This is a genomic window from Ruminococcus flavefaciens, from assembly GCF_900108555.1.
Classification (GTDB): Bacteria; Bacillota; Clostridia; order Oscillospirales; family Ruminococcaceae; genus Ruminococcus; species Ruminococcus flavefaciens_P.
Window position 1 is genome coordinate 77,498 of record NZ_FNWV01000005.1, and the last position, 21,844, is coordinate 99,341.

A 21,844-nucleotide genomic window follows, 5' to 3' on the forward strand; every position below is an offset into this window, starting at 1 on the left:
GTAAAATGTAAATTACAATGTTATCTTTTCGCCGTCAGCTGAAATAACAGTATCAGGGAATATTTGTCTGAGCTCCTCAGCGTATGCCGAAGGCTCTTTTTCGGCAGGACTGTAATGTGTGAGCCAAAGCCTCTTCACTCCTGCTTTTTTTGCAATATTGCAGGCGTCCTGCATGAGCATATGGTGCTTTTCGTTCATGGACTCCTTTTTATCAGGAACCCCATACATTCCCTCGCACACAAAAAGGTCCGAGCTTTCCGCAAATCCAACGATTTCATCAATTGGCAGAGTATCCGTGGTATAGGTTATTTTTAAAGGCTGCCTTTTACCGCCCGTTACGGACTCGGAAAAGATAGTTCTTCCGTCAATGAGGGTAACTGTTTCACCGCCGTGAAGTCTTTTCCACATCTCTACGGGAATATCCAGTTCCTTTGCTTTCTCAGGAAGAAAAACAGGCTTTTTTTCAAGGATAAGACTGTAGCCGATACAGCTGACTCTGTGAGAAAGGGGCAGAGTCTTTATTGTCAGCATAGGATCGATCGTATCGGCGATAAATCCATATGGTCTGTCCTCGGAAATACTGTGCAGACGCACTTCATAAGGAAGTCCGCCGCATATGCTTACAAGCTTTTCAAGTACCGGGATACAGCTTTTGGGAGCAGCAATATCAAGTGGCTCTGTACGTGAACAATTGCCGACAGATAAGAGCAGTCCCGTAAGCCCCATAACATGGTCAGCATGGCAATGAGTGAAGAGTATAAGCTCGATCTTACTCAATTTCAGTCCATGCTTGGCAGCAGCTACCTGAGTACCCTCACCGCAGTCTATAAGTACAGCCTTTCCGTTAAACTCAACATAAAGGCTCGTAAGGAACCTGTCTTTCAGCGGAAGCATACCGCCTGTACCGAGCAGACATACGTCAGCCATTTTTGCCTCCTGTGATAAGTTTGACGATATCATTGTATGTTGCAAAGATCATTATACCGAAAAGGAGCACCATTCCTGCGAGATGAACATATCCCTCATGTTCGGGCTTGATGGGCTTGCGGCGTACAAGCTCGATAAAGCAGAAGAGAAGTCGACCGCCGTCAAGTCCGGGAATAGGAAGAAGATTGAAAATACCTACGTTTATTGAGATAAGTGCCATCATATAAAACAAATTAAATATGCTTTCCTTAACGTTTTCAGCATCCTTCGCCGCATCATTTATAACTGTAACAACGCCTACAGGACCTGAGACCTCTTCTTTTTCCACTTGTCCCGAAAACAGCTGTTTCAGTGAAAGACCTATGATATGCGTCATAGACATAAAGTTTTCGCCGGAGCCTTTCAAAACAGTAAGAGGATTCTTATTCTTGTATACGACCCCAAAATCAACAAATTTATCACTTCCGTCCTTGATGCGGAAAGATACGTCATCTAATTTCAGCTTTTCTCCGTTACGCTTGACGATAACCTCATGACCTTCATGCTCTTGCATAACATTGAAAACATAATTGAAGTCAATGATACTGTACACTCTCGTACCGTCCACAGATATTATCTTGTCGCCCTTTTCAAGACCTGTATCATAACTTTCGGCATAGTAAGTGATAACTCCGTCATCTTCGGTCCTCATAAAGTTACTTACTGTAGTCGTCGGAACTCCGTCCATCATGCTTATATATATAACTATAGCTATAAAACCGAGAACAAAGTTCATTCCCGCACCTGCAACAAGTACGACCATTCTTTTCCAGAGCTTGGCGTTGCGGAAGCTTCTCGGATCACTGTTGGTAGCATCTTCTCCTTCCATAGCACAGTAACCGCCAAGCGGAAGAAGTCTGAGTGAATACTTTGTCTCGCCCTTAGTCTTCTGGAGCAGCTTTGGTCCCATACCTACCGAAAACTCCAGTACCTTTATACCGCTGAGCTTGGCGCATATGAAATGTCCGAACTCATGCACGGTAACTATCAAACCGAAAATAATAATTGCAATAACAATACCCATGTAGTACGATCCTTTCTCAGTCGAGAGCCTTTTTCACTTTTATCTGCTCTCTTACAAATGCTCTTGCAGCCTTATCTGCTGCCATAACATCTTCATAGCTTTTTATATCTGATATTGTAAATTTATCAAGCACTGACGATACTATCTCGCCTATCTCTATGAACTGTATCTCATCATTGAGGAATGCTCTTACAGCCTCTTCATTTGCGGAATTAACAAGACACGGATAAGCTCCGCCGCGTTTTATAGCTTCTATAGCTGCTGAAAGGCACTTGAATGTTTCATAGTCAGGCTTTTCAAAGGTAAGCTTTCCGTAATCCGTAAGTGAGAGCCTTCCTGTGGGGCATGACATTCTGTCAGGATAAAGCAGCGCGTACTGTATCGGTATCTTCATATCAGGCACACCGAGCTGTGCTATGACGGAATAATCATTATACTCCACAGCGGAATGTACAACGCTCTGACGATGAACAACTATCTCTATCTGCTCGGGAGTAAGATCAAAAAGCCATTTTGCTTCGATGAATTCAAGTCCCTTGTTCATAAGTGTAGCAGAGTCAATGGTTATTTTATTGCCCATCTCCCAGTTAGGGTGATGAAGTGCCTGTGCCTTTGTGACTTTTTTCAGCTCTTCGTAGCTTCTTCCGAAGAAGGGTCCGCCCGAAGCTGTAAGTATTATCCTGCTCAGCTGTGAACGCTTATTTCCCTGCAAGCACTGGAATATAGCCGAATGTTCACTGTCTACGGGATATATCCTTACTCCTCTGTCAGCTGCTGCTTTCATTACCAGCTCACCGCCTGCAACGAGAGTCTCCTTATTGGCAAGCGCAAGGTCTTTTCCTGCATCTATTGCTGTAAGAGTAGGCAGAAGTCCAACCATGCCCACAACAGAGTTGAGCACGATATCAGCTTCTTTGAGCGATGCAAGAGTACAAAGTCCTTCCATTCCAGAATAGAGCTTAACCTCCATATCGGAAATACGGCTTTTGAGCTCGCTGTACTTTGTTTCGTTGTATATGCAGGCATACTTAGGGCGGAATTTCCTTATCTGCTGTTCAAGAGCCTCGATGCTGCTGTGAGCAGCAAGAGCTGCCACCTTTATGCCATGCTTTTCGCAGACCTCAAGAGACTGCGTACCTATGGAACCTGTTGAGCCAAGTATCGACACAGTTTTTTCCATTGTCTTTTCCCCTTTTCACGGAAATTGCTTCCCGTAAGATTTTATGATAAAATTCACTATAAAATGCGAAATGGACTATCCATGAATAGTCCGTTTCAGCAATATCACTGTACACCGAATAAGGTGATGAATACATAGAATGTGGGCAGCACAAAAAGAACGCTGTCAAAGCGATCCATAAGTCCGCCGTGTCCCGGCATTATCTTGCCGTAATCCTTAAAGCCTATCTGACGCTTTACCATTGACGCAGAAAGATCACCCACTGTGCCTATAACAGCGCAGACTGCACCTGTAATAAATGCAATGGCGGCTCTCTTTGCAGTAAAGCCGTAATAGCATGAAAATGCTACAGTATAAGCAATAGCAGTTGTAAGGATACCGCCCATGAGTCCCTCGATAGTTTTCTTTGGACTTATCTCAGGGCAAAGCTTGTGCTTGCCGATAGAAACACCTGTGAAGTAAGCTCCCGTATCGGCTATCCATGCGCCGCAGAGTCCCATAATGAGCAGGAACAGTCCGCTTTTGGGATCATAGCGTTCCATGCGCACCATTGTAGTCATAGCCTGCGGAACAAGTATCATTACAGCAAGTACGAAAAACACCTGCTCGTAGCGTATCTCCTTGTGCTTTTTAAGCCATGTTATGAAGATGACAAAAGCACAGAGAAGCATTATGCCAAATACATATATTTTATATTTATCCTCATAACGCCATGAAAGGAACTCAAAACGCCCGGGATATTCTACTCCATAAACATTGATCTTTGTCAATATGCCATAGAGTATCGGTACGGATATACCGCAAGCTTCTGCCGCTACGAGTATCGGGATACACTTATGGAGCTTCACAGCCCGAAGCAGCTCAAAGAGCATTACTGCGATCATTGCTGCAACTGCTATGGGCAGAACTACAGTATCGTGAAAGAAAAGCACTATACCGATAAGAACTACGCCTACAGCTCCCGAAATTATACGTGTAAGCATCACACACCTCCGAAGCGGCGGTTTCTGTTTGCATACTCAATAAGTGCCTTGTCAAGCTCGGCAGGTGTAAAATCAGGCCAGAGCACATCTGTGAAGTAATACTCCGCATAAGCACACTGCCAGATAAGGTAATTTGAAAGTCTCAGCTCACCGCTGGGACGTATAAGCAGGTCAACATCGGGAAGTCCAGCTGTATAGAGCTGGTCTGCCACAGCCTGCTCGTTGATGTCCTCGGGACGTATCTCGCCGTTTACAGCCTTCTGCGCAAGTATCCTTGCAGCATGGGCTATCTCATCACGTCCGCCGTAGTTTACTGCCATCATAAGAGTCATCTCATCATACTTGGCAGTATCTTCTTCAAGACGTATCATCTTCTCCTGCAAATCCTCATCAAAGGCAGACTTGTCACCGAGAAATACCATACGTGTATTCTCGCTGAGGAAGTTTCTTACATCAACGATATAATCACGAAAAAGCTCCATGATTGTATTTACTTCATCGGAAGGACGCTGCCAGTTTTCAGTTGAAAAGGCATAGAAGCTGATATTCTTCAGTCCGATGTCCTTACAGTAGCGGACAATCTTCTTAAACTGCTTTGCACCCTCACGATGACCGAAGGAACGGGGCAAACCGCGCTTTTTAGCCCATCTGCCGTTTCCGTCCATGATAAAGCCTACGTGCTCGGGAAGCTTCTCGGGCAGCGTAAGCTCAGATTTTTCTTTTTTTCCGAATAATGCCATATTTCACCAATTATACTGTCATGATCTCTTTCTCTTTATCAGCGACCATTTTATCTACATCAGCACACATCTTGTCTGTAAGATCCTGTACCTTCTTCTCGCAGTCCTTGAGATCGTCCTCTGTGATCTCGGAATTCTTCTTCATAGTCTTGTACTTTTCCATTGTATCACGTCTGATAGAACGTACAGTTACCTTACACTCTTCACCGTACTTCTTGATGCTCTTGCAGAGCTCCTTACGGCGATCCTCTGTGAGCTGTGGGAAAGCAAGACGGATAACGTTGCCGTCGTTTACAGGCTGGATACCGATATCAGAAGCCTGGATAGCCTTTTCGATAAGCTTGAGTGTGGACTTGTCCCATGGCTGGATAACAAGTATTCTTGCCTCTGATACAGATACTGCTGCCATCTGGTTTACAGGTGTAGCAGCTCCGTAGTAATCTACCATTACCTTATCAAGAACTCCGGGATTTGCTCTTCCTGCACGGATAGCTGCAAACTCATTTCCGAGAGCATTAAGGCTCTTATTCATCTTTTCCTTAGCGAGATTAAGCTGTTCTTTCATTGTATAACATTCCTTTCAGTATAAATTATCGATTATCAGTTTTCAGATACAACTGTACCTATATTCTTGCCCATAACTGCATCATATATATTATCAGGGCGGCTAAGATCGAATACGAGCATCTTCATGTTATAATCACGGCAAAGAGCAGCAGAAGTGCTGTCCATAACAGCAAGTTCTTCACCAATTACCTTAGAGAAAGTAAGTGTCTCATACTTCTTAGCATCATCATACTTATGTGGATCCTTATCATATACACCGTCAACAAGTGTTGCTTTGAGGAGTATATCAGCCTCTATCTCAACAGAACGAAGAGCTGCTGCTGTATCTGTTGAGAAGAACGGGTTACCTGTTCCGCAGCCGAATATAACTATTCTGCCCTTATCAAGATGTCTTACAGCTCTGTTGCGGATATAAGGCTCAGCTATAGCTGACATCTGGAGAGCAGTCTGTACTCTTACTACACAGCCCAGTGACTCAAGTACATCTGCAAGCGCAAGCGCATTCATTGTTGTTGCAAGCATTCCGATATGGTCTGCACGAGTTCTGTCCATAGCTCCGCTTGAACGACCTCTCCAGAAGTTTCCGCCGCCTACTACAACTGCGACCTGAGCTCCAGCGTCGCTGCACTTTTTGATGCTCTTACATATATCAGTAACTACATCATAATTAAGACCAGTCTTATTGTCGCCTGCGAGAGCTTCGCCGCTGACCTTTAATAATACTCTTTTATACTTTGGTTCCATATAAGCACCTCACAAAAAATTATCTATAGATTATTTTACACTAAATTTAATAATATGTAAAGTACATTTTCCGAAAAACAAGAAAAAAATACTCTGTTTTTTTATAAAATCCTATTTTTTCAGCTGTAAAAGTACTTCAAATGTATACAATTGTTTATTATAGACAAAATTGTTGAAATTTTATTGTCACATCTTTTTTGCTTTTTTGCTTGACAACTTCCCCTCATCGTGATATAATATAAAAGCTGGTTCAAGCGGCAACAACAAAACACAAAAATGGAGAGGTATCGAAGCGGTCATAACGAGGCGGTCTTGAAAACCGTTTGACTTAACGGTCACGTGGGTTCGAATCCCACCCTCTCCGCCAATTTTTTTATCGGTGAGTTTCTCGCTCGTCGGTTTGCGGATTTACCCAAGTGGTGAAGGGGCTCCCCTGCTAAGGGAGTAGGTCGGGAAACCGGCGCGAGAGTTCAAATCTCTCAATCCGCGCCATGCCTGCATTCTTTGAATGCAGGTTTTTTAATTTTGTACAGTCTGGCATATATAAATGAAAAGCTCTTCCAAACGGAAGAGCTTTTCATAGTAGTAGAAGTTCTGTGATTTCTCACAATCAAATCATATCATATCCCATGTCATTTGTCAAGTAATTGCAAAAATTTGCTTATACATCATAAATTTATCATTTTTCACATAAAACAAGTATATTTTTCATACAGAATGTGCTATACTTTATGTACAGGAGGCGATGAGAGATGAAAAAAATAAACGGTTTTAATAAGGGTATCAATTTCGGCGGCTGGCTCTCACAGTGTAACTACGAAAAGGAACACCTCGACACCTTCATCATAGAAAACGATTTCAAAACTATTGCATCATGGGGAGCTGACCACGTTCGTGTCCCTTTTGATTATAATATACTTGAAAATTCAGACCGCTCTTTCAGCGAGGAGGGCTTCGGATACCTCGACAAGGCTGTTGAATACTCGAAAAAGTACAACCTTAATATTATCCTTGACCTTCACAAGACCGCAGGCTTTTCATTTGATTACTACGCAGAAAATGAGAGCGGTTTTTTTGACAGTGAAGAATGTCAGGAACGCTTCTACCGCCTCTGGGAAGAAGTTGCAAAACGTTATGGCTCGATGAGTTCTTTTGTGGCATTTGAGCTTCTCAACGAAGTTACTGATGCAAGCTTTATTGACGCATGGAACAGGATAGCTAATGAATGTATACGCCGCATAAGAAAGATCACAAAGGATACCCTCATACTTGTGGGCAGCTATCATAACAACAGTGCTGATACCGTTCAGTTCCTTGACGCTCCATATGATAATAATGTCATTTATAATATGCATTGCTATGAGCCGTTAAAATTCACTCATCAGGGTGCTTACTGGACTACAGCTATCATTCCCGAAGAGCGTATCCCTTTCGAGGAAAGCGAGACTTCTGCCGAATACTTTGAGAAGCTCTTCTCAACCGCTATCGCTAAGGCAGAAGAGTACAACACAGGTCTTTACTGCGGCGAATACGGCTGTATCGACGTAGTATCCCCCGAGGATACCGTAAAGTGGTACAAAACGATCAACTCGGTATTTGAAAAACACGGTATCGGAAGAGCCGCATGGAACTACAAGGCTATGGACTTCGGTCTTTCAGATGCAAGACTTGACAATGTAAGAAATGAACTTCTTAAATTAATATAAAGAAAAACCCGGCTAAGCCGGGTTTTCTTTTTACGATAAATCAGCTATCAAATAGACAAAAACTATTTCATAGAGTCTATAAATTCTTTTATGGAGCGTTCCGCAGCATCATATCTTTTGCGGAATTCCGCTGCCGAGATCCTCATTGCACCATTGCCGAGAATTATCATCTGCTCGATACCGTCAGAGGTCGCAACCCTTACACGATGATTTCTTGAAAGCTCATGTGTAACTCTTTCAATATAGGAATCCGCAGTCTCAGACTCCTTTGTATAAACAATATTTATATTGCAGTACTTCTCGACTTCGCGGTGTTTTCCCTTTACTCTGTACGCATCAAATACAAGGATCAGCTCACTTCCGTCATATCCCTGATAGTTGCACATACGGTTTATGAGTTCACCTCGTGCAGCATCAAGATTATCCTCGGATATTTTTTTCAGATCGTCCCACGCGAAAATAATATTATAACCGTCTACAAGAAGATAATCAGGTCCTTCATACTTCGGCAGTCTTACCTTTTTATCATCAACGCTTACTGCTTTTGTCTTTTTGAAAGCCCTTACAGGATCACGGTTTATCTTACCGTATGTTCTTTCAAATATCTCCATGAGCTCTTCATCGCTCACTGCTTTTTCCATAAAGCGTTGAGCTTTTACACGTTTTTGCTCCGTGCTCTCTTCCTCAATTCCGTTGGCAAGTTTCAGCGGCAGGTGCATATGCTCATATACCTCGTCCCACTTCACTATAAAACCTGCTCCGTGAGAACAAAATACAGAATCAGCGCTGTTTTCCGTATCGCTGTCACAGTCATATCCAATAGACGCAATAACTTCTTCCGTATTATGACATTCTCTGTAGCCTGCTATATTAAATGAAAGTCTGCCCTTTCCGTGTGAATATGCAATAACTTCGGACTGATAATCATTTATCTCGGAAACAGGAGCACTTCCTCTTATGAGCGACATCTCGCCGTTATTCTCAGGAGTATCAAACTCAGCCGACATATGCTGCATATCAGAAATAGCTCTACCAACATTTTCGGTTGGTATTTCAAGCTCATAATTATAGTACGGTTCAAGAAGTACAGATTCTGCATTTCGCAGTCCATGTCTTACAGCCCTGTATGTGGCTTGTCTGAAATCTCCGCCCTCAGTATGTTTGAGATGAGCTTTTCCCGATACAAGCGTAAGCTTCATATCGGTTACGGGAGAACCCGTAAGTACGCCAACATGAGTTTTTTCAGCAAGATGAGTAAGGATAAGTCTCTGCCAGTTCCTGTCAAGCTCATCTTCCGAACATTCGGTATCAAAGTGTAGACCGCTTCCCGCAGGCAAAGGTTCAAGGAGAATATGAGCTTCTGCATAATGGCGTAAAGGTTCATAGTGTCCGACACCCTCAACGGCATTTCTAATTGTTTCTTTATAAGTAACTGCTCCGTTGCTGAAACAGACTGTATAACCGAATTTCTCTTCTATGACTTTGGTAAGCACTTCCAGCTGAACCGCTCCCATAAGCTGTATATGTATCTCACGATTTTGCTCATTCCAGAGTATATGGAGCTGTGGGTCTTCATCTTCAAGCTGTCTGAGTTCTTTTATGGCATCATAGACATTTTTATCATCGGGCAGTATTATCTTATAGGTCATAACAGGTTCAAGGAAAGCCTGTCCTGCATTCTCTTCAATGCCAAGTCCCTGACCTGCATACGTTCCGTTAAGTCCCGTTACTGCACATACTTCACCAGCACAGGCTATATCCGCAGTCCTGAACTTTTCGCCAGAATAAAATCTTATGGAACTGATCTTGCCGCTTACTTCATTGCCGTCTGCATCGGGATATGTAAGTTCTTCCCTCATTCTAAGCTGACCGCCTGTAATTTTCATATGAGTAAGCCTGCTTCCTTTCGGATCATAGGATATCTTGTATATCTTAGCACCAAATTCGTTTCTGTGCTCAGTTTCACGGGTAAATCTGTCAAGCAGGCTTATAAAGCCTTCTATCCCCTCCATTTTAAGTGCCGAACCAAAAAAGCAGGGAAAAATTCGTCTTTCAGCTATTGCGTTTATTATGCTGATATCATCGACATTTCCGTCTGAGAGATACTGTTCCATAAGCTCTTCACAGCACATTGCCGAATTCTCGGCTATCTCAGCATCACTGCCCGAAAAATCAACGCAGTTTTCCGAGAGCCTTGCGGCGAGATTTTTTACAATGTAACTCTTATCCGCTCCTATGAGATCCATTTTATTCACAAAAATAAACACAGGGACTTCATATTTTCGCAAGAGCTTCCATAAAGTAGAGGTATGGCTCTGCACACCGTCAGTACCGCTTATAACAAGTATAGCATAGTCAAGAACGCACATGGTACGTTCTGTTTCCGCAGAAAAATCAACGTGTCCCGGAGTATCAAGAAGTGTGAAATGAGTATTGTCTGTCGAAAACTCAGCCTGCGAAGAAAAGATAGTTATTCCTCGTTCACGCTCTATAGAATTTGTATCAAGAGTAGAATTACCGCTGTCAACTCTTCCGAGCTTTCTTATAGTTCCTGTCTTGTAAAGCATCGCTTCTGCAAGAGTAGTCTTGCCTGAGTCAACATGAGCAGTTATCCCGACAGTTATTTTTTTCATTGCACCACCTCAAAATAATGATATTACTTAATTTTAACATAAAAATACAGTTTTGTCCATATAAAAATCACATCACCAAAAGAAACTGAATATAATATTACAGTACAAATTACCTAACCAATACTCAAAGGTGATATAATGAAACGAAAAACAAAAATGCGAAAGAAGAATATACATAGAAAAATTGCAGTTATTTTCGGCTTTGCAGTCATATCATCATTCATTCTTTCATCAATTATCGAAAAAAAGATAAGACCGTACGCAGTACTGCAAGCAGAACATTTCGCCCAAAAGACAGCCAATGAGATCATAGAACATTCTGTATCCGAATATCTGGAGCAAAACAAATTCACATATAATGACTTTGCAGCCGTACTTTACGATGAAAAAAAGAAAATAGCCTCAGTAGAGACTATTCCTTATACAATAAACAAAACTCAGTCCGAACTTAGCCTGCTGATAAACAAAGAGCTTGAAGCATCGGGAAAACGCACAGCAAAAATTGCTTTGGGTTCACTTACAAGCTCATTCCTGTTAACAGGAAAAGGTCCTAAGATCAATATAAGGGTATCACCTATAGGAGTCGCAGATGTCAGTCTGAAAAGCGACTTCTCCGAAGCAGGTATAAACCAGACACGGCACAGGATATCGGCATTCGTATCAGTAAAAATGACTTCTTCCGTGCCTCTTTACAGCTTCGAGACAGTATCTGATTTTGAATTCATATTAGCGGAAAACATTCTTATAGGAGATGTTCCGAATATCTCACCATATGCCGCAGTTACACACAGTAAATAACAAATTACTTGTTTCCCTCAGCGCATACCCATTTCTCTCCTGATTGGGTATGTATCTTTATGTCCTTGAAGCCTGCTTTTTCAAGCAGATCGTGGAACTCCTTCAATGTAGGGTTATACAGACTGAACTTCTCTATTCCCTCAATATCTTTTTCATCAAGGTCTGCATCACCGTTTATATCCGCAACGATAAGGAACTTACCGCCTTTGTCAAGAACTCTGTACACCTCACGCAGATTTTCAGCAGGATCAGGCCAGAAATAAAAACTTTCAACCGTGATTATCTTATCAAAGGAATTATCATCAAAGGGCATTTTTTCAACGGATTCCTCGATTATATTCATTTTTCCGCTTTCAATATCCTCTTTGTTCTTTTCAATGGAAAGCTTTACGGAAAGCTTTGAATAATCCAGTCCCGTAAGCGTACCGCTTGCAGTTTTTTCAGACATTCTCCTTAATGTCTCACCGCCGCCGCAGCCGATATCAAGTATCCTGTCATTTTCTTTAAACTCAAAGAAACCAAGTGCCCAGCCTGTTACAGCATAATGATGCTCATTCATTCCTTTAAGCATCTCTGCTCCAGCTTCCCCGTGAGGCTTTCGCGGATCACCAAGCTCTGTTATAGACTTCTTTTCTTCGCTCATTTTTCTGCTCCTTAATAACCATTTTGCAACACCGTCATCATTGTTGCTCTCTATAACAGCAGTTGCAGCTTTTTTCAGCTCATCAGCGGCATTTTCAACTGCATAGCTTTCATCAGCTATCTCAAAAAGATCAAGATCATTCAGTGCATCACCAAAGACCACAAGCCTTTCACAGCCGAGATACTCCTTTAGTTGAAGTGCTGCACGGGATTTTGAAGCTTTAAAAGGCATTATCTCAAGCCACTGTTCGTTTGAATAGATATCACGCTGAAATACGCAATGATACTTTTCCTTGTATTTATCATAAAAAGGCTGAAGCTTTTCTGTATCGTCAATACAGGTAAGATAGAAAATATCACCGCAGAAAAGCTCCGCTTCTGAGACAACAGGATTGTTCCTGCTGTCTCCCCTTCTTGACTCAACAAAATCAGCCATTCCCTTTGTTATCCTATCAGCAACGTACGAAAACTTTTCCTTACCGCTATGTACCGAATAAACTGTAGGCTGAATATTGCTTTCCAGCATCTTTTTTATAACATTCTTTACTTCATCATCAAAGTAATTTGATATAAGCCTTTCGCCGCTGAGAGTATCAACTACAAACGCACCGTTATAAACAATTGCAGGAAGGCTTACAGAAATACCTCTTGTGACCTTGCTTGCCGCACTCCACGAACGAGCTGTTGCATACGAGAAGATCATTCCCTCACTAACGAGCTCATTTATCACTTTATTTGTATGATCCGAAGTCCGCTGCATACTGTTCAGCAGTGTACCGTCAAGATCTGAAAGGTAAAGAGTCTTTTTATCCATTTTCTCACCATACCTAAAAAGGCTGACGTAAAACGACAGCCTTTTCGTTATTATTCAACTGTAACGCTCTTTGCAAGATTTCTCGGCTTATCAACATCGTAACCCTTTGCAACGGATACGTAATAGCCAAGGAGCTGGAGCGGTATTACCGCAAGACTTCCTGCAAAGTGAGCATCTGTCTGCGGGATATATACTGTGAAATCAGCAAGGTCTTCCATGCTGTAATTGCCATAAGTCGTAAGTCCCATAAGTGAAGCTCCACGGCTCTTTACCTCGACCATGTTGCTTACAGTCTTTTCATAAAGATCCTGCTGTGTAAGTACGCCGATAACAGGGATACCTTCCTCGATAAGGCTGATAGGACCGTGCTTGAGCTCGCCTGCTGCATATGCCTCAGAGTGGATATAGCTGATCTCTTTCATCTTGAGGCTTCCCTCAAGACCGATAGCATAATCTATGCCGCGTCCGATAAAGAAAGCGTCCTTAGCACCTGCAAGCTTATTTGCATACCACTGGATTCTCTCCTTATCCTCAAGAATTTTCTCGATCTTCTCAGGAATAGTGTAGAGCTCTTTGAGAAGCTCTTCACACTTGGCCTCTTCCATTTCTCCGCGAGCTACAGCAAACTGCATTGCAAGGAGATATCCTGCGATAAGCTGAGTGCTGTATGCCTTTGTTGTTGCAACAGAGATCTCAGGACCTGCAAGTGTATAGAATACGCTGTCAGCTTCACGAGCGATAGAAGAACCGACAACATTAACGATACCAAGAGTCTTAATCCCCTTATCCTTAGCTTCTCTGAGAGCAGCAAGACTGTCAGCAGTCTCTCCTGACTGGCTGATGATTATAACAAGGCTGTCCTTTACAAGAGTCATCTTTCTGTATCTGAACTCGGAAGCAAGCTCAACTCTTACAGGGATAGATGTAAAGTCCTCAATAACATACTGTACAGCCATACCTACGTGATATGCACTTCCGCAGGCAACGATGTAGATCTGGCTTATCTTCTGCATTTCTTCATCGGAAAGTCCCATTTCAGAGAAATCTATCTTTCCGTCCTTGACAACTGAATTGATAGTATCACGAACTACCTTAGGCTGTTCGTGTATCTCCTTGAGCATAAAGTGTTCATAGCCGCCCTTTTCAGCAGCTTCTGCGTCCCACTTGATCTCTGTGAGAGGCTTTTCGATCTCTTCACGGTCGATATTATAGAATGTAACGCCGCCCTTTACGAGCTTTGCGATCTCCATATTGCCGATATAGTAAACGTTTCTTGTATACTTTAAGATAGCAGGAACATCTGATGCAACATAAGTTTCACCATTTGTAACACCGATGATCATAGGGCTGTCCTTACGAGCTGTGTAGATCTCACCGGGGAAATCCTTGAACATAACACATAAAGCGTAAGAACCTCTTATACGGATCATAGCACGAGCGATAGAGTCTACAGGTCCGAGATTGTACTTCTTATAATAATAGTCGATAAGCTTTACAGCTACCTCTGTATCAGTCTGAGAATTGAAAGAATAGCCGCTCTTTGAAAGCTTTTCGCGGAGCTCCTGATAATTCTCGATAATACCGTTATGAACAGCGATAACATTTTCATCGTCGCTGCTGTGTGGGTGAGCATTAAGAGCAGAAGGTTCACCGTGAGTAGCCCAGCGAGTATGACCGATACCGCAGTCGCCTCTTACAGCATCACCGTTATTTGTCATTTCCTTTAAGACCTTGAGCTTGCCCTTGGCTTTTACTACTTCGGTTTCCTTTTCGCCGTCACGTACAGCGATACCTGCTGAGTCGTAGCCTCTGTATTCAAGCTTTGAAAGTCCGTCAAGCAATATAGGTGCTGCCTGAGCACTTCCTGTAAAGCCAACTATTCCGCACATAATTTGTTTCCTCCAGAACTGTTTTATAATTTTCATACCGCGATCCCACGCGGAAAGGATAATACACCATATTAGTTCTATTATACATCAAATCGCGCAGCTTGTCAACTGACTTATTGTTCAAAAATTGCGCAAATGATATTCAAATATTTTCATTTCTTTACTTACTGTTAGTAGGATTTGTTTTAGGTATAGCAGTTTTTTCGACTCTTTTGTACAAGAATGTATCTGTATTCTTTTCAAGTTTAAAGCTGTTTTCTTTTCTGTAGTCTGTCGCACCTGTCTTTTTATGCACCGATCTCATGCTTGATTTCATTATTGATACAACGATCAGTGCAGATACAAGTCCAATAATCAGACTTATAACAAAGGAAGAAACAACATTATGCCGCCTTTTTCTCGGAACGCTTGAATTTTCGGAAACATCAGCATTGATCCCGATGTCATTCTCGTCTGCATCGTTGAGTTCTATTTCGTCAATATCTTCATCTTCAAGATCATAATCGTATTCATCGACAAAATCGAAATCATATTCTTCATCATAATCATCATTATCATATTCATCGGCATAAGCAGTAAAAGGTTCACGGATTTCTGCATCGTCATATCCTGCGAAGCCGTACATACCGAACAAAACTACAAGAGAAGCAGCTGAGGCAGCAATTCTTTTCAAATTCATATTTCAGCCTCCTAAGAAATCAGAAATGACAGTCCGAAGCAAACTGCCGTAACACAAGCTGCAATACCGCAGAACCACTTTGCAGCAGCAGACTTATCAACAGGAAGATCACCTACAAATTTGCCTGTCTGACCGTTCATAGCGAATGTATACTTATTTCCTTCCCACGACGTATTAAGTATCCACACGGGGTACAGCGCGTATTTGGCTTTGCCGTTGCTGAGGGATATGTTTCCGCTTTCTTTATTGAAGGAATTGTATCCGTTTACGGTACTTGCAAACACCTGCTCTGTGGTATTCTTTATACGTTCGTTTGCACGCTCTATGCTATCCTCGGCAGAAACATCGTATTTGTCAGCAAGATATCCTGACAGATATGCGGTCTGAAAATCAACAGCATCTTTAAAATCAAAAGGTTCAATGGACTCCATAAGCTCGTCCTGCATTTTTGTCGAACCGTCAACAGGAACAAGCTCAAATCTTACATTTCCTTCTCTTTGAACGGAATAATAGCTTCTTTCGATATAACTGAAGTTGTTGTCGCTCCAGTGGCGTATCTTTTCGCCTTTATATATCATACTTGCCTGCACATCAGCATCAAAAAGCCAGACAGGTACGTATACGCCCTTTATTTCATCAATATGATTTTGGTCCTTGAATACCTTTGGAAGCAGCTTTCTTCCCTCAAGATGCTTGTTTAAAGCGTCTTTTGCGGCTTTTTTATCAAATTTGAACGGGATAACATAATCAGGTTTAAGATCACCCGAAAAGCTTCCTGACATTACAACAGGATTATCACAGTAAGGGCATTTTGAAGCAGCAGTAGTTGAATCGGTTATTATTTCGCCGCCGCAGGATTTACAGGTATAAACACGCATACCTTCCGTCTCGCCGTCTTTCCATTCGCTGCCTGCACTTGTCTCCCATTTCATGTCGTCTTCTTTTTGTGAGTCAAGGGCGTTATCGTGGTCTTTAAGAGATTCCACATCGAATTCAGACTCACAAAACGGGCATTTCATTTTCTGGACACCGCTGTCAAATTCAAGCTTGCCACCGCAGGCAGGGCACTTATACTCTATTACATCAGACATTCATTTCACCACTTTATTTCTTATTTATTGAATATCATGAAGCAATCATATATCATTTAAAACGGGCGGACGCAAGGTCCGCCCGTTATGTATTATCTTACTTTACGATATCATCATCTGTGAATGGGTCTCCGCACTCAGGGCAGAACTTAGGAGGATTCTTAGGATCCTCAGGTTCCCAGCCGCACTTGTCGCACTTATAGAGTGGTGCACCCTCAGGCTTCTTCTTTCCGCAGTTAGAGCAGAATCTTCCCTTGTTGACAGCACCGCAGTCACAGGTCCAGCCATCGGGAGTTAGAACTACAGGCTTTGGCTTTCCGCAGCCTGCACAGAACTTGCCTGTGTTTGTCTCGCCACATTCACACTTCCATGAATCAGCTGACGGAGCAGCAGCGCCGACTGTGGGAGCAGCTGCCATCTGAGGAGCCTGCTGTGCCTGATTCTGCTGAGCCATATTAAAGAGTCCCTGTGCATTCATGCCGCCCATCTGCTGAGTCATGCCCATCCCGAAAAGACCCATAGCTGCGCCGTTAGGATTATTTGCAGCATTCTGCATAGCCTGAGCCTGAGCTTCAACGAGAGTTGCAGCAGCATTGCCCGGATCACGGTTCCAAGCTCTGTCTTCAAATTCCTGGATTCTCTTTGTATCTTCCTCAGAGATAGTAGCGGAATTGATATTAACTGTCCAGAGTTTAAGACCTCTCTTTTCGCTCCAGATAGGTGCAACTTCTGTCTCGATAGCAGTCTTAACTTCTCTCTGTCTGCCCGGGAGCTCATCGTATCTGATGCCTGATGCAGAAATAGCTGCAAATGCAGGCTGAAGTGAATCGAGGAACTCGCTCTTGAGCTGATTGTCAAGCTCTGAACGCATATAGCGGTCTGTTACGTTGCCGCATACATTAACGTAGAAGAGAACCGGATCAGCGATCTTATATGAATAGATACCATTGCAGCGTACGCCTACTGTGAAGCTTCTGCCTAGGTCCTGATAAGCCATTCTGAAAGGAACAGGGTTCTGAGTACCGAACTTGTTATCAAGCAGTTCCTTCATGTTGAAGTAGTAGATTCTCTGATCCTTAGCTGCTGTACCGCCGTGCTTGATACGATCCCACATCTCCTTGAAAGTCTCCTTGAGACCTGCACCGAAGCTGCTTGAGAAAATACTTGGTGAAGTACCTGTTTCATACTTGTATACACCTGGCTGTGTAGCGATCTCAGTTACAACACCCTGATCTACCATTATCATAGCCTGACCTTCGTGAACAACTATTCCGCTGCCATCGGAAATAACATTCTCATTTCCCTTTGTATTTGAGGAGTGCTTGCCAAGCTGCTTTTTTCCTCTTACAACGAGTACATCTGTTGGGATAGACTCACATACAAAGAATTCCTGCCATGTATCAGCAAGAGTTTGACTTGCTCCGACGAGAGCTGCCTGAATAAGACCCATAATTATAGCTCCTTTCGGGAAATAATCCCTAAATAATATTTAGCGAAAAACCGTTGTTTTCCGTTACATTCTGTCAGCATATGACTAACACACAATAATTATAACATATTTCTGAAAAAAATGCACTACCCTTTTAGCAAATTTTTACTTTTTACGATATATTTTTATATTTTAACAATATTATTCCCATGTTTTCCATACATCGGGACAATATCCAATCGTAGCTTTTTTGCCGTTTCGGACAACAGGAGTTTTGATTATCTGCGGATTTTCAAGTATTTTCTCCTCTTTATCTGCCTCTGAAAGGTAGTTCAGCATTACAAGCAGTTCGTTATCCTTACTGTTTTCGTTAATCAAATTGTCGGTACCGCCTAAAGCCAGCTTTACGCTGTTGAACTCGCCTCGGCTCATGCCTTTTTCTTTCATGTCGATAAGCTGATATTTAATACCGCGCTCCTTGAAATATCTCTCCGCCTTTTTAGTATCAAAGCACTTTTTTGTACCGAATATCTGTATATTCATTCTAATTATTCCTCCGCTGCAAAAGCTATATCCATATTTTCTACTGTTTTTACAAGTTCAAACTCGACGCTGTGAAGATCAAGTCCGTTCTGAGCAAAATACAGTCTTATCGCTGTAAATCTTGAGAAAATAGGCATTTCAAGTGTAAACGAAACAGGCTTGCCATCTGTACCACTCCATGTAAAAGTACCTACAGCTGTACCCATAGCGAATACTGTCACAGGTATCTGCGCAAGCGGACTCTGCTCAGAAGAAGCAGTAATGGTCATTTTATACCAGCCCTCAGTTTTAACTTTAAGTGCAAACGAGTAATTAGTTCCCATAACGCTCTTAACGCCTGTAAGGTCGATCTTGGCTTTCTTGTTGAGCTCATGGAAAACCACAGGTTCGTCCGAATTATCAACGTCAGAATCACGATTGATTATCTCAACTGTATCCTCATCGCCGATCATACGCTTCATGGCATGGGTATGCAGTATAAATCCGAGAATATTCGCAGCATTTCGCTGTAATTCACCTCTTGTGAGCGAACCGTCCTTCAACGCTTTCTCGATGTCCTCGTCAATGCATGAGCTGTCCGAGCAGACCATATATACATCGTTCTGAGCCTTTGTCATAGGTGCGTAGAAGTTTCTCTTCGGCTCACCGCCTCTGTAATTTACATTTGCCCACCAGTCGGTCATGGTAAATCCTTCAAAGCCCCATTCCTCACGTAGAATGACAGTATTAAGATCAAAGTTTCCAGCTGTCCACAAACCGTTTATCGCACCGTAAGTCGTCATTATAGAATCGGCTTTTCCCTCTTTGACTGCAATTTCAAAGCTTTTCAGATAGATCTCTCTTAGTGCGCGTTCTGATACAACAGAATCAAGGAAATGACGATTTGTCTCCTGATTATTGGCGCAAAAATGCTTGATCGTTCCTGTTACACCGACTTTGTGAAGTCCCTTTAATTCGGCAGCAGCCATTTTGCCTGTAAGGAATGGATCTTCCGAGAAATACTCGAAATTTCTTCCGTTCAGAGGGTGACGATGTATATTCATTCCGGGACCGAGGAGACAATCCACCTTGTTTGCTATCATTTCAGTACCCGTAAATTCAAACAGTTCTTCTGCAAGCTCGGTGTTGAATGTTGAAGCAATAAGCGTACCGTTAGGCAGGCTGAACGCCTTTGTTCCGCAGTCAAGTCTCATGCCCGAAGGACCGTCAGAGCAGCAGCCAGCAGGGATACCAAATCCTGTAAGTGCATCGGAAACGCCGCCAAATGCAGACGCTGTACCTGCTGTTACACGGGGACTTCCCATTCCCTCGCCTCTGATGATACATGACAAGTCGTAGTTATTGAGCTGAGCGATAAATTCGTTCATTGAATTCTTTCCGCTGAGCACATCGGCAAGTTTTATGCCTTTGTTGCCTGAATATTCAATTTCCTTGGGGATACGTTCAGCAATACGCTTTGCTTCGTCTACTTCACTCACAGGAGCTTTTTCCATAGAGTAAACTATACCGTTATCGGTTTCAGAAGCTTTGATACGCTCAAATTCAGTAACAGGAGCAAGTACCTGCGAGCATTTTTCAATGACTTTATCTTCAGAGATATCAAAAATATACGCTAACGATGCACTTCTCGCATCACTTCCGATATAGAACCTGTATGTTCCGCTTTCAAGGAGCCAGCAGAAACGCTTTCCTGTTATTCCACTGTCATCATAGGAAGCAAAATCGCGTTCAGAAACCTTTATTGTTACGATATCGCTCTCATTCGGTGTAAGCTCCTTTGTTTTTGCAAAACCGCAAAGAACTCTTGCAGCTTTTCCGAGCTTGCCCTGCGGAGCTTCGCAATATACCTGTACTACCTCTTTTCCCTTATAATTACCTGTATTTGTAACTTTAACTGTAAATATAATGCTATTTTCCGATTTCTCGGCTTTTTCAAATACAATATCAAATGAAGTGTATGAAAGTCCGTAGCCAAAGGGATAGAGCACCCTGTCCTTTGCAAATGTCTCGAACCAGCGATATCCCACGAAAATATCTTCTGTATAGTGATCGCATTTCTTGTCGCCGAAATACTTATCCGATGGATAATCCGTCACCTTATAAGCTATGGTATCGGGGAGCTTGCCTGACGGAGATACCTTGCCAACAAGCACATCAGCTGTACCTGTACCGCCTATCATTCCGCCCTGCCATACATATAACAAAGCATCAGGCTTACATTCCATTATTTCTTCAAGGTCGATAAGTCCGCCTACATTGAGCAGAACGATGACCTTCTTAAAATAACTGCGCACTTTCTTCAGCATATCCTTCTCAGTCTCTGTAAGAAGATAAGAGCCTGCTTCAATACGCGCATCTTGTTCCTCACCTGCTGTTCTGCCGATAATAACTATCGCCTTATTACTTACTGACGCTGATTTTTTCACTATCTCATCATCAAGAGGCATTTCCTTCTGTGACCACGGTTCTCCGCCCCAGCCGCTTCCCTGATCGAATGGGTTCTCTTCGTCCCACTTCCGATAAATACCGAGAAGCTCCTGATCTACATTTACACCTGCTTCAAGGAGTCCGTCAACTATACCTGTTACCTTTGAAACGTTTACCATGCCGCCCGATCCTGTTCCGCTTTTATAGTAATGGAGCTGGATACGTCCGAAAACAGAAACCGCATCATCAGCTTTAAGCGGAAGAGCGTCATTGTTCTCAAGCATAACAATGCCCTCTGAGACCGTCTGCACAGCTTTTTCTATATATTTATTCCAATCAAGCACTCTTTTCATAATGATTACCTCCCAATACGAGATTTAATAATAACATTATATCAATTATTTCTCTAAAATGCAAGCGAATTGTTATAAATACACAAAAAAGTAACAATATATCTATACGACCGACAAAAGAAAAAGCAGTTCAATCAGAACTGCCATTTTCTTCTTTTTCTTTCATATTTACACGTGTCCATTCAGCAACAGTGTATATAAATACAGAATTAGTGGGCACATCATTTGTGCTCTGCAAAGTATTCATAAATATAAGCTCTGCAAGATCATCATTATGTCTGTGCCAGCCTGTCTTTATTGCGTGTCTGACTGCTCTTTCTATTGATGCTTCGGAAGTGTTGTACTCTTTAGCTATCCTGACATATATATCCTTATTAAATGACAGATTTTTCTCTTCCGAGGTAACACATATAAAGATACTGTCACGCAAATAACGATATCCTTTGGTATTGGGAGCAATACCAAGATTTAGCAGTGTTTTAACTATTTCAACTTCTATTTTCTGTTTCAATTACAATACGCGTCCTTTCGATATATCTACTTTAAATTATAGCACATTTTTCCTTACTGTGTTATAGCAGATTTCGTCGTCTTGTGACGTATTTTGTCGAAATATGTGTATCATAAAAAAAAGAG

The 21,844-nt window shown here is 42.3% G+C and carries 18 protein-coding genes and 2 tRNA genes; 4 read left to right on the forward strand and 16 right to left on the reverse strand.

Annotation, left to right across the window (positions count from 1 at the left end; translation table 11 throughout):
- Nucleotides 1-12 precede the first annotated feature (12 nt).
- From BLW60_RS08435 to pyrH, 7 genes are all read right to left on the reverse strand, one after another.
- Nucleotides 13-927: a ribonuclease Z gene (locus BLW60_RS08435; RefSeq protein ID WP_074716370.1), complete on the reverse strand. Its 915-nt coding sequence runs from the start codon at nt 925-927 to the stop codon at nt 13-15.
- Nucleotides 920-1,990 (reverse strand): M50 family metallopeptidase, encoded by a 1,071-nt coding sequence (locus BLW60_RS08440; protein WP_074716372.1) that lies wholly within the window; start codon nt 1,988-1,990, stop codon nt 920-922. Before BLW60_RS08440 ends, BLW60_RS08435 begins: the two co-directional genes overlap by 8 nt.
- Before the next feature lie 16 nt (nt 1,991-2,006).
- On the reverse strand, nt 2,007-3,170 hold the full coding sequence (locus BLW60_RS08445) for a 1-deoxy-D-xylulose-5-phosphate reductoisomerase (RefSeq protein ID WP_074716374.1): 1,164 nt from the start codon (nt 3,168-3,170) through the stop codon (nt 2,007-2,009).
- A gap of 104 nt (nt 3,171-3,274) precedes the next feature.
- Nucleotides 3,275-4,153 carry a phosphatidate cytidylyltransferase gene (locus tag BLW60_RS08450; RefSeq protein WP_074716376.1) on the reverse strand — a complete coding sequence of 293 codons (879 nt, stop codon included), beginning with the start codon at nt 4,151-4,153 and terminating at the stop codon, nt 3,275-3,277.
- Nucleotides 4,153-4,893 carry a polyprenyl diphosphate synthase gene (gene uppS, locus BLW60_RS08455; RefSeq protein ID WP_074716379.1) on the reverse strand — a complete coding sequence of 247 codons (741 nt, stop codon included), beginning with the start codon at nt 4,891-4,893 and terminating at the stop codon, nt 4,153-4,155. The genes BLW60_RS08450 and uppS overlap by 1 nt, the downstream gene beginning before the upstream one ends.
- Before the next feature lie 10 nt (nt 4,894-4,903).
- Nucleotides 4,904-5,458, reverse strand: a complete 555-nt coding sequence (frr, locus tag BLW60_RS08460; protein WP_074716381.1) for a ribosome recycling factor — start codon at nt 5,456-5,458, stop codon at nt 4,904-4,906.
- A 35-nt stretch (nt 5,459-5,493) separates the two neighbouring features.
- Complete coding sequence (pyrH, locus tag BLW60_RS08465; protein WP_074716383.1) at nt 5,494-6,204, reverse strand: UMP kinase; 711 nt, start codon at nt 6,202-6,204, stop codon at nt 5,494-5,496.
- Nucleotides 6,205-6,482: 278 nt separating this feature from the next.
- Between pyrH and BLW60_RS08470 the strand changes: the two genes are divergently transcribed.
- From BLW60_RS08470 to BLW60_RS08480, 3 genes are all read left to right on the forward strand, one after another.
- Nucleotides 6,483-6,571 (forward strand) — tRNA-Ser (locus BLW60_RS08470).
- Between the two features lie 35 nt (nt 6,572-6,606).
- A tRNA-Ser gene (locus tag BLW60_RS08475) sits at nt 6,607-6,696 on the forward strand.
- 260 nt (nt 6,697-6,956) lie between these two features.
- Complete coding sequence (locus BLW60_RS08480) at nt 6,957-7,910, forward strand: glycoside hydrolase family 5 protein (RefSeq protein WP_074716385.1); 954 nt, start codon at nt 6,957-6,959, stop codon at nt 7,908-7,910.
- A gap of 62 nt (nt 7,911-7,972) precedes the next feature.
- Here the strand turns inward: BLW60_RS08480 and BLW60_RS08485 are convergent, their stop codons facing one another.
- Nucleotides 7,973-10,543: a translation factor GTPase family protein gene (locus tag BLW60_RS08485; protein ID WP_074716388.1), complete on the reverse strand. Its 2,571-nt coding sequence runs from the start codon at nt 10,541-10,543 to the stop codon at nt 7,973-7,975.
- A 138-nt stretch (nt 10,544-10,681) separates the two neighbouring features.
- On the opposite strand from BLW60_RS08485, the gene yunB reads away from it, so the two are divergent.
- Nucleotides 10,682-11,341, forward strand: a complete 660-nt coding sequence (gene yunB, locus BLW60_RS08490; RefSeq protein WP_074716390.1) for a sporulation protein YunB — start codon at nt 10,682-10,684, stop codon at nt 11,339-11,341.
- A 4-nt stretch (nt 11,342-11,345) separates the two neighbouring features.
- On the opposite strand, the gene BLW60_RS17005 is transcribed toward yunB, so the two are convergent.
- From BLW60_RS17005 to BLW60_RS08530, 8 genes are all read right to left on the reverse strand, one after another.
- Entirely contained in the window at nt 11,346-12,797 is a 1,452-nt protein-coding gene (locus BLW60_RS17005) for an HAD-IIB family hydrolase (protein WP_074716392.1), read from the reverse strand.
- A gap of 50 nt (nt 12,798-12,847) precedes the next feature.
- The gene (glmS, locus tag BLW60_RS08500) at nt 12,848-14,686 is read right to left on the reverse strand and encodes a glutamine--fructose-6-phosphate transaminase (isomerizing) (RefSeq protein WP_074716394.1); all 1,839 of its coding nucleotides are present in this window, start codon (nt 14,684-14,686) and stop codon (nt 12,848-12,850) included.
- Between the two features lie 160 nt (nt 14,687-14,846).
- Nucleotides 14,847-15,365 (reverse strand): hypothetical protein, encoded by a 519-nt coding sequence (locus BLW60_RS08505; RefSeq protein ID WP_074716396.1) that lies wholly within the window; start codon nt 15,363-15,365, stop codon nt 14,847-14,849.
- An 11-nt stretch (nt 15,366-15,376) separates the two neighbouring features.
- Nucleotides 15,377-16,456 carry a TFIIB-type zinc ribbon-containing protein gene (locus BLW60_RS08510; protein ID WP_074716398.1) on the reverse strand — a complete coding sequence of 360 codons (1,080 nt, stop codon included), beginning with the start codon at nt 16,454-16,456 and terminating at the stop codon, nt 15,377-15,379.
- 97 nt (nt 16,457-16,553) lie between these two features.
- Nucleotides 16,554-17,906 carry an SPFH domain-containing protein gene (locus tag BLW60_RS08515; protein ID WP_074716400.1) on the reverse strand — a complete coding sequence of 451 codons (1,353 nt, stop codon included), beginning with the start codon at nt 17,904-17,906 and terminating at the stop codon, nt 16,554-16,556.
- A gap of 180 nt (nt 17,907-18,086) precedes the next feature.
- Nucleotides 18,087-18,428, reverse strand: coding sequence for an arsenate reductase family protein (locus BLW60_RS08520; protein ID WP_074716402.1), 342 nt, complete (start codon nt 18,426-18,428; stop codon nt 18,087-18,089).
- 5 nt (nt 18,429-18,433) lie between these two features.
- Nucleotides 18,434-21,208, reverse strand: a complete 2,775-nt coding sequence (locus tag BLW60_RS08525) for a glycoside hydrolase family 3 protein (protein ID WP_074716404.1) — start codon at nt 21,206-21,208, stop codon at nt 18,434-18,436.
- Nucleotides 21,209-21,338: 130 nt separating this feature from the next.
- Complete coding sequence (locus BLW60_RS08530; RefSeq protein WP_074716406.1) at nt 21,339-21,719, reverse strand: sporulation initiation factor Spo0A C-terminal domain-containing protein; 381 nt, start codon at nt 21,717-21,719, stop codon at nt 21,339-21,341.
- Nucleotides 21,720-21,844 lie beyond the last annotated feature (125 nt).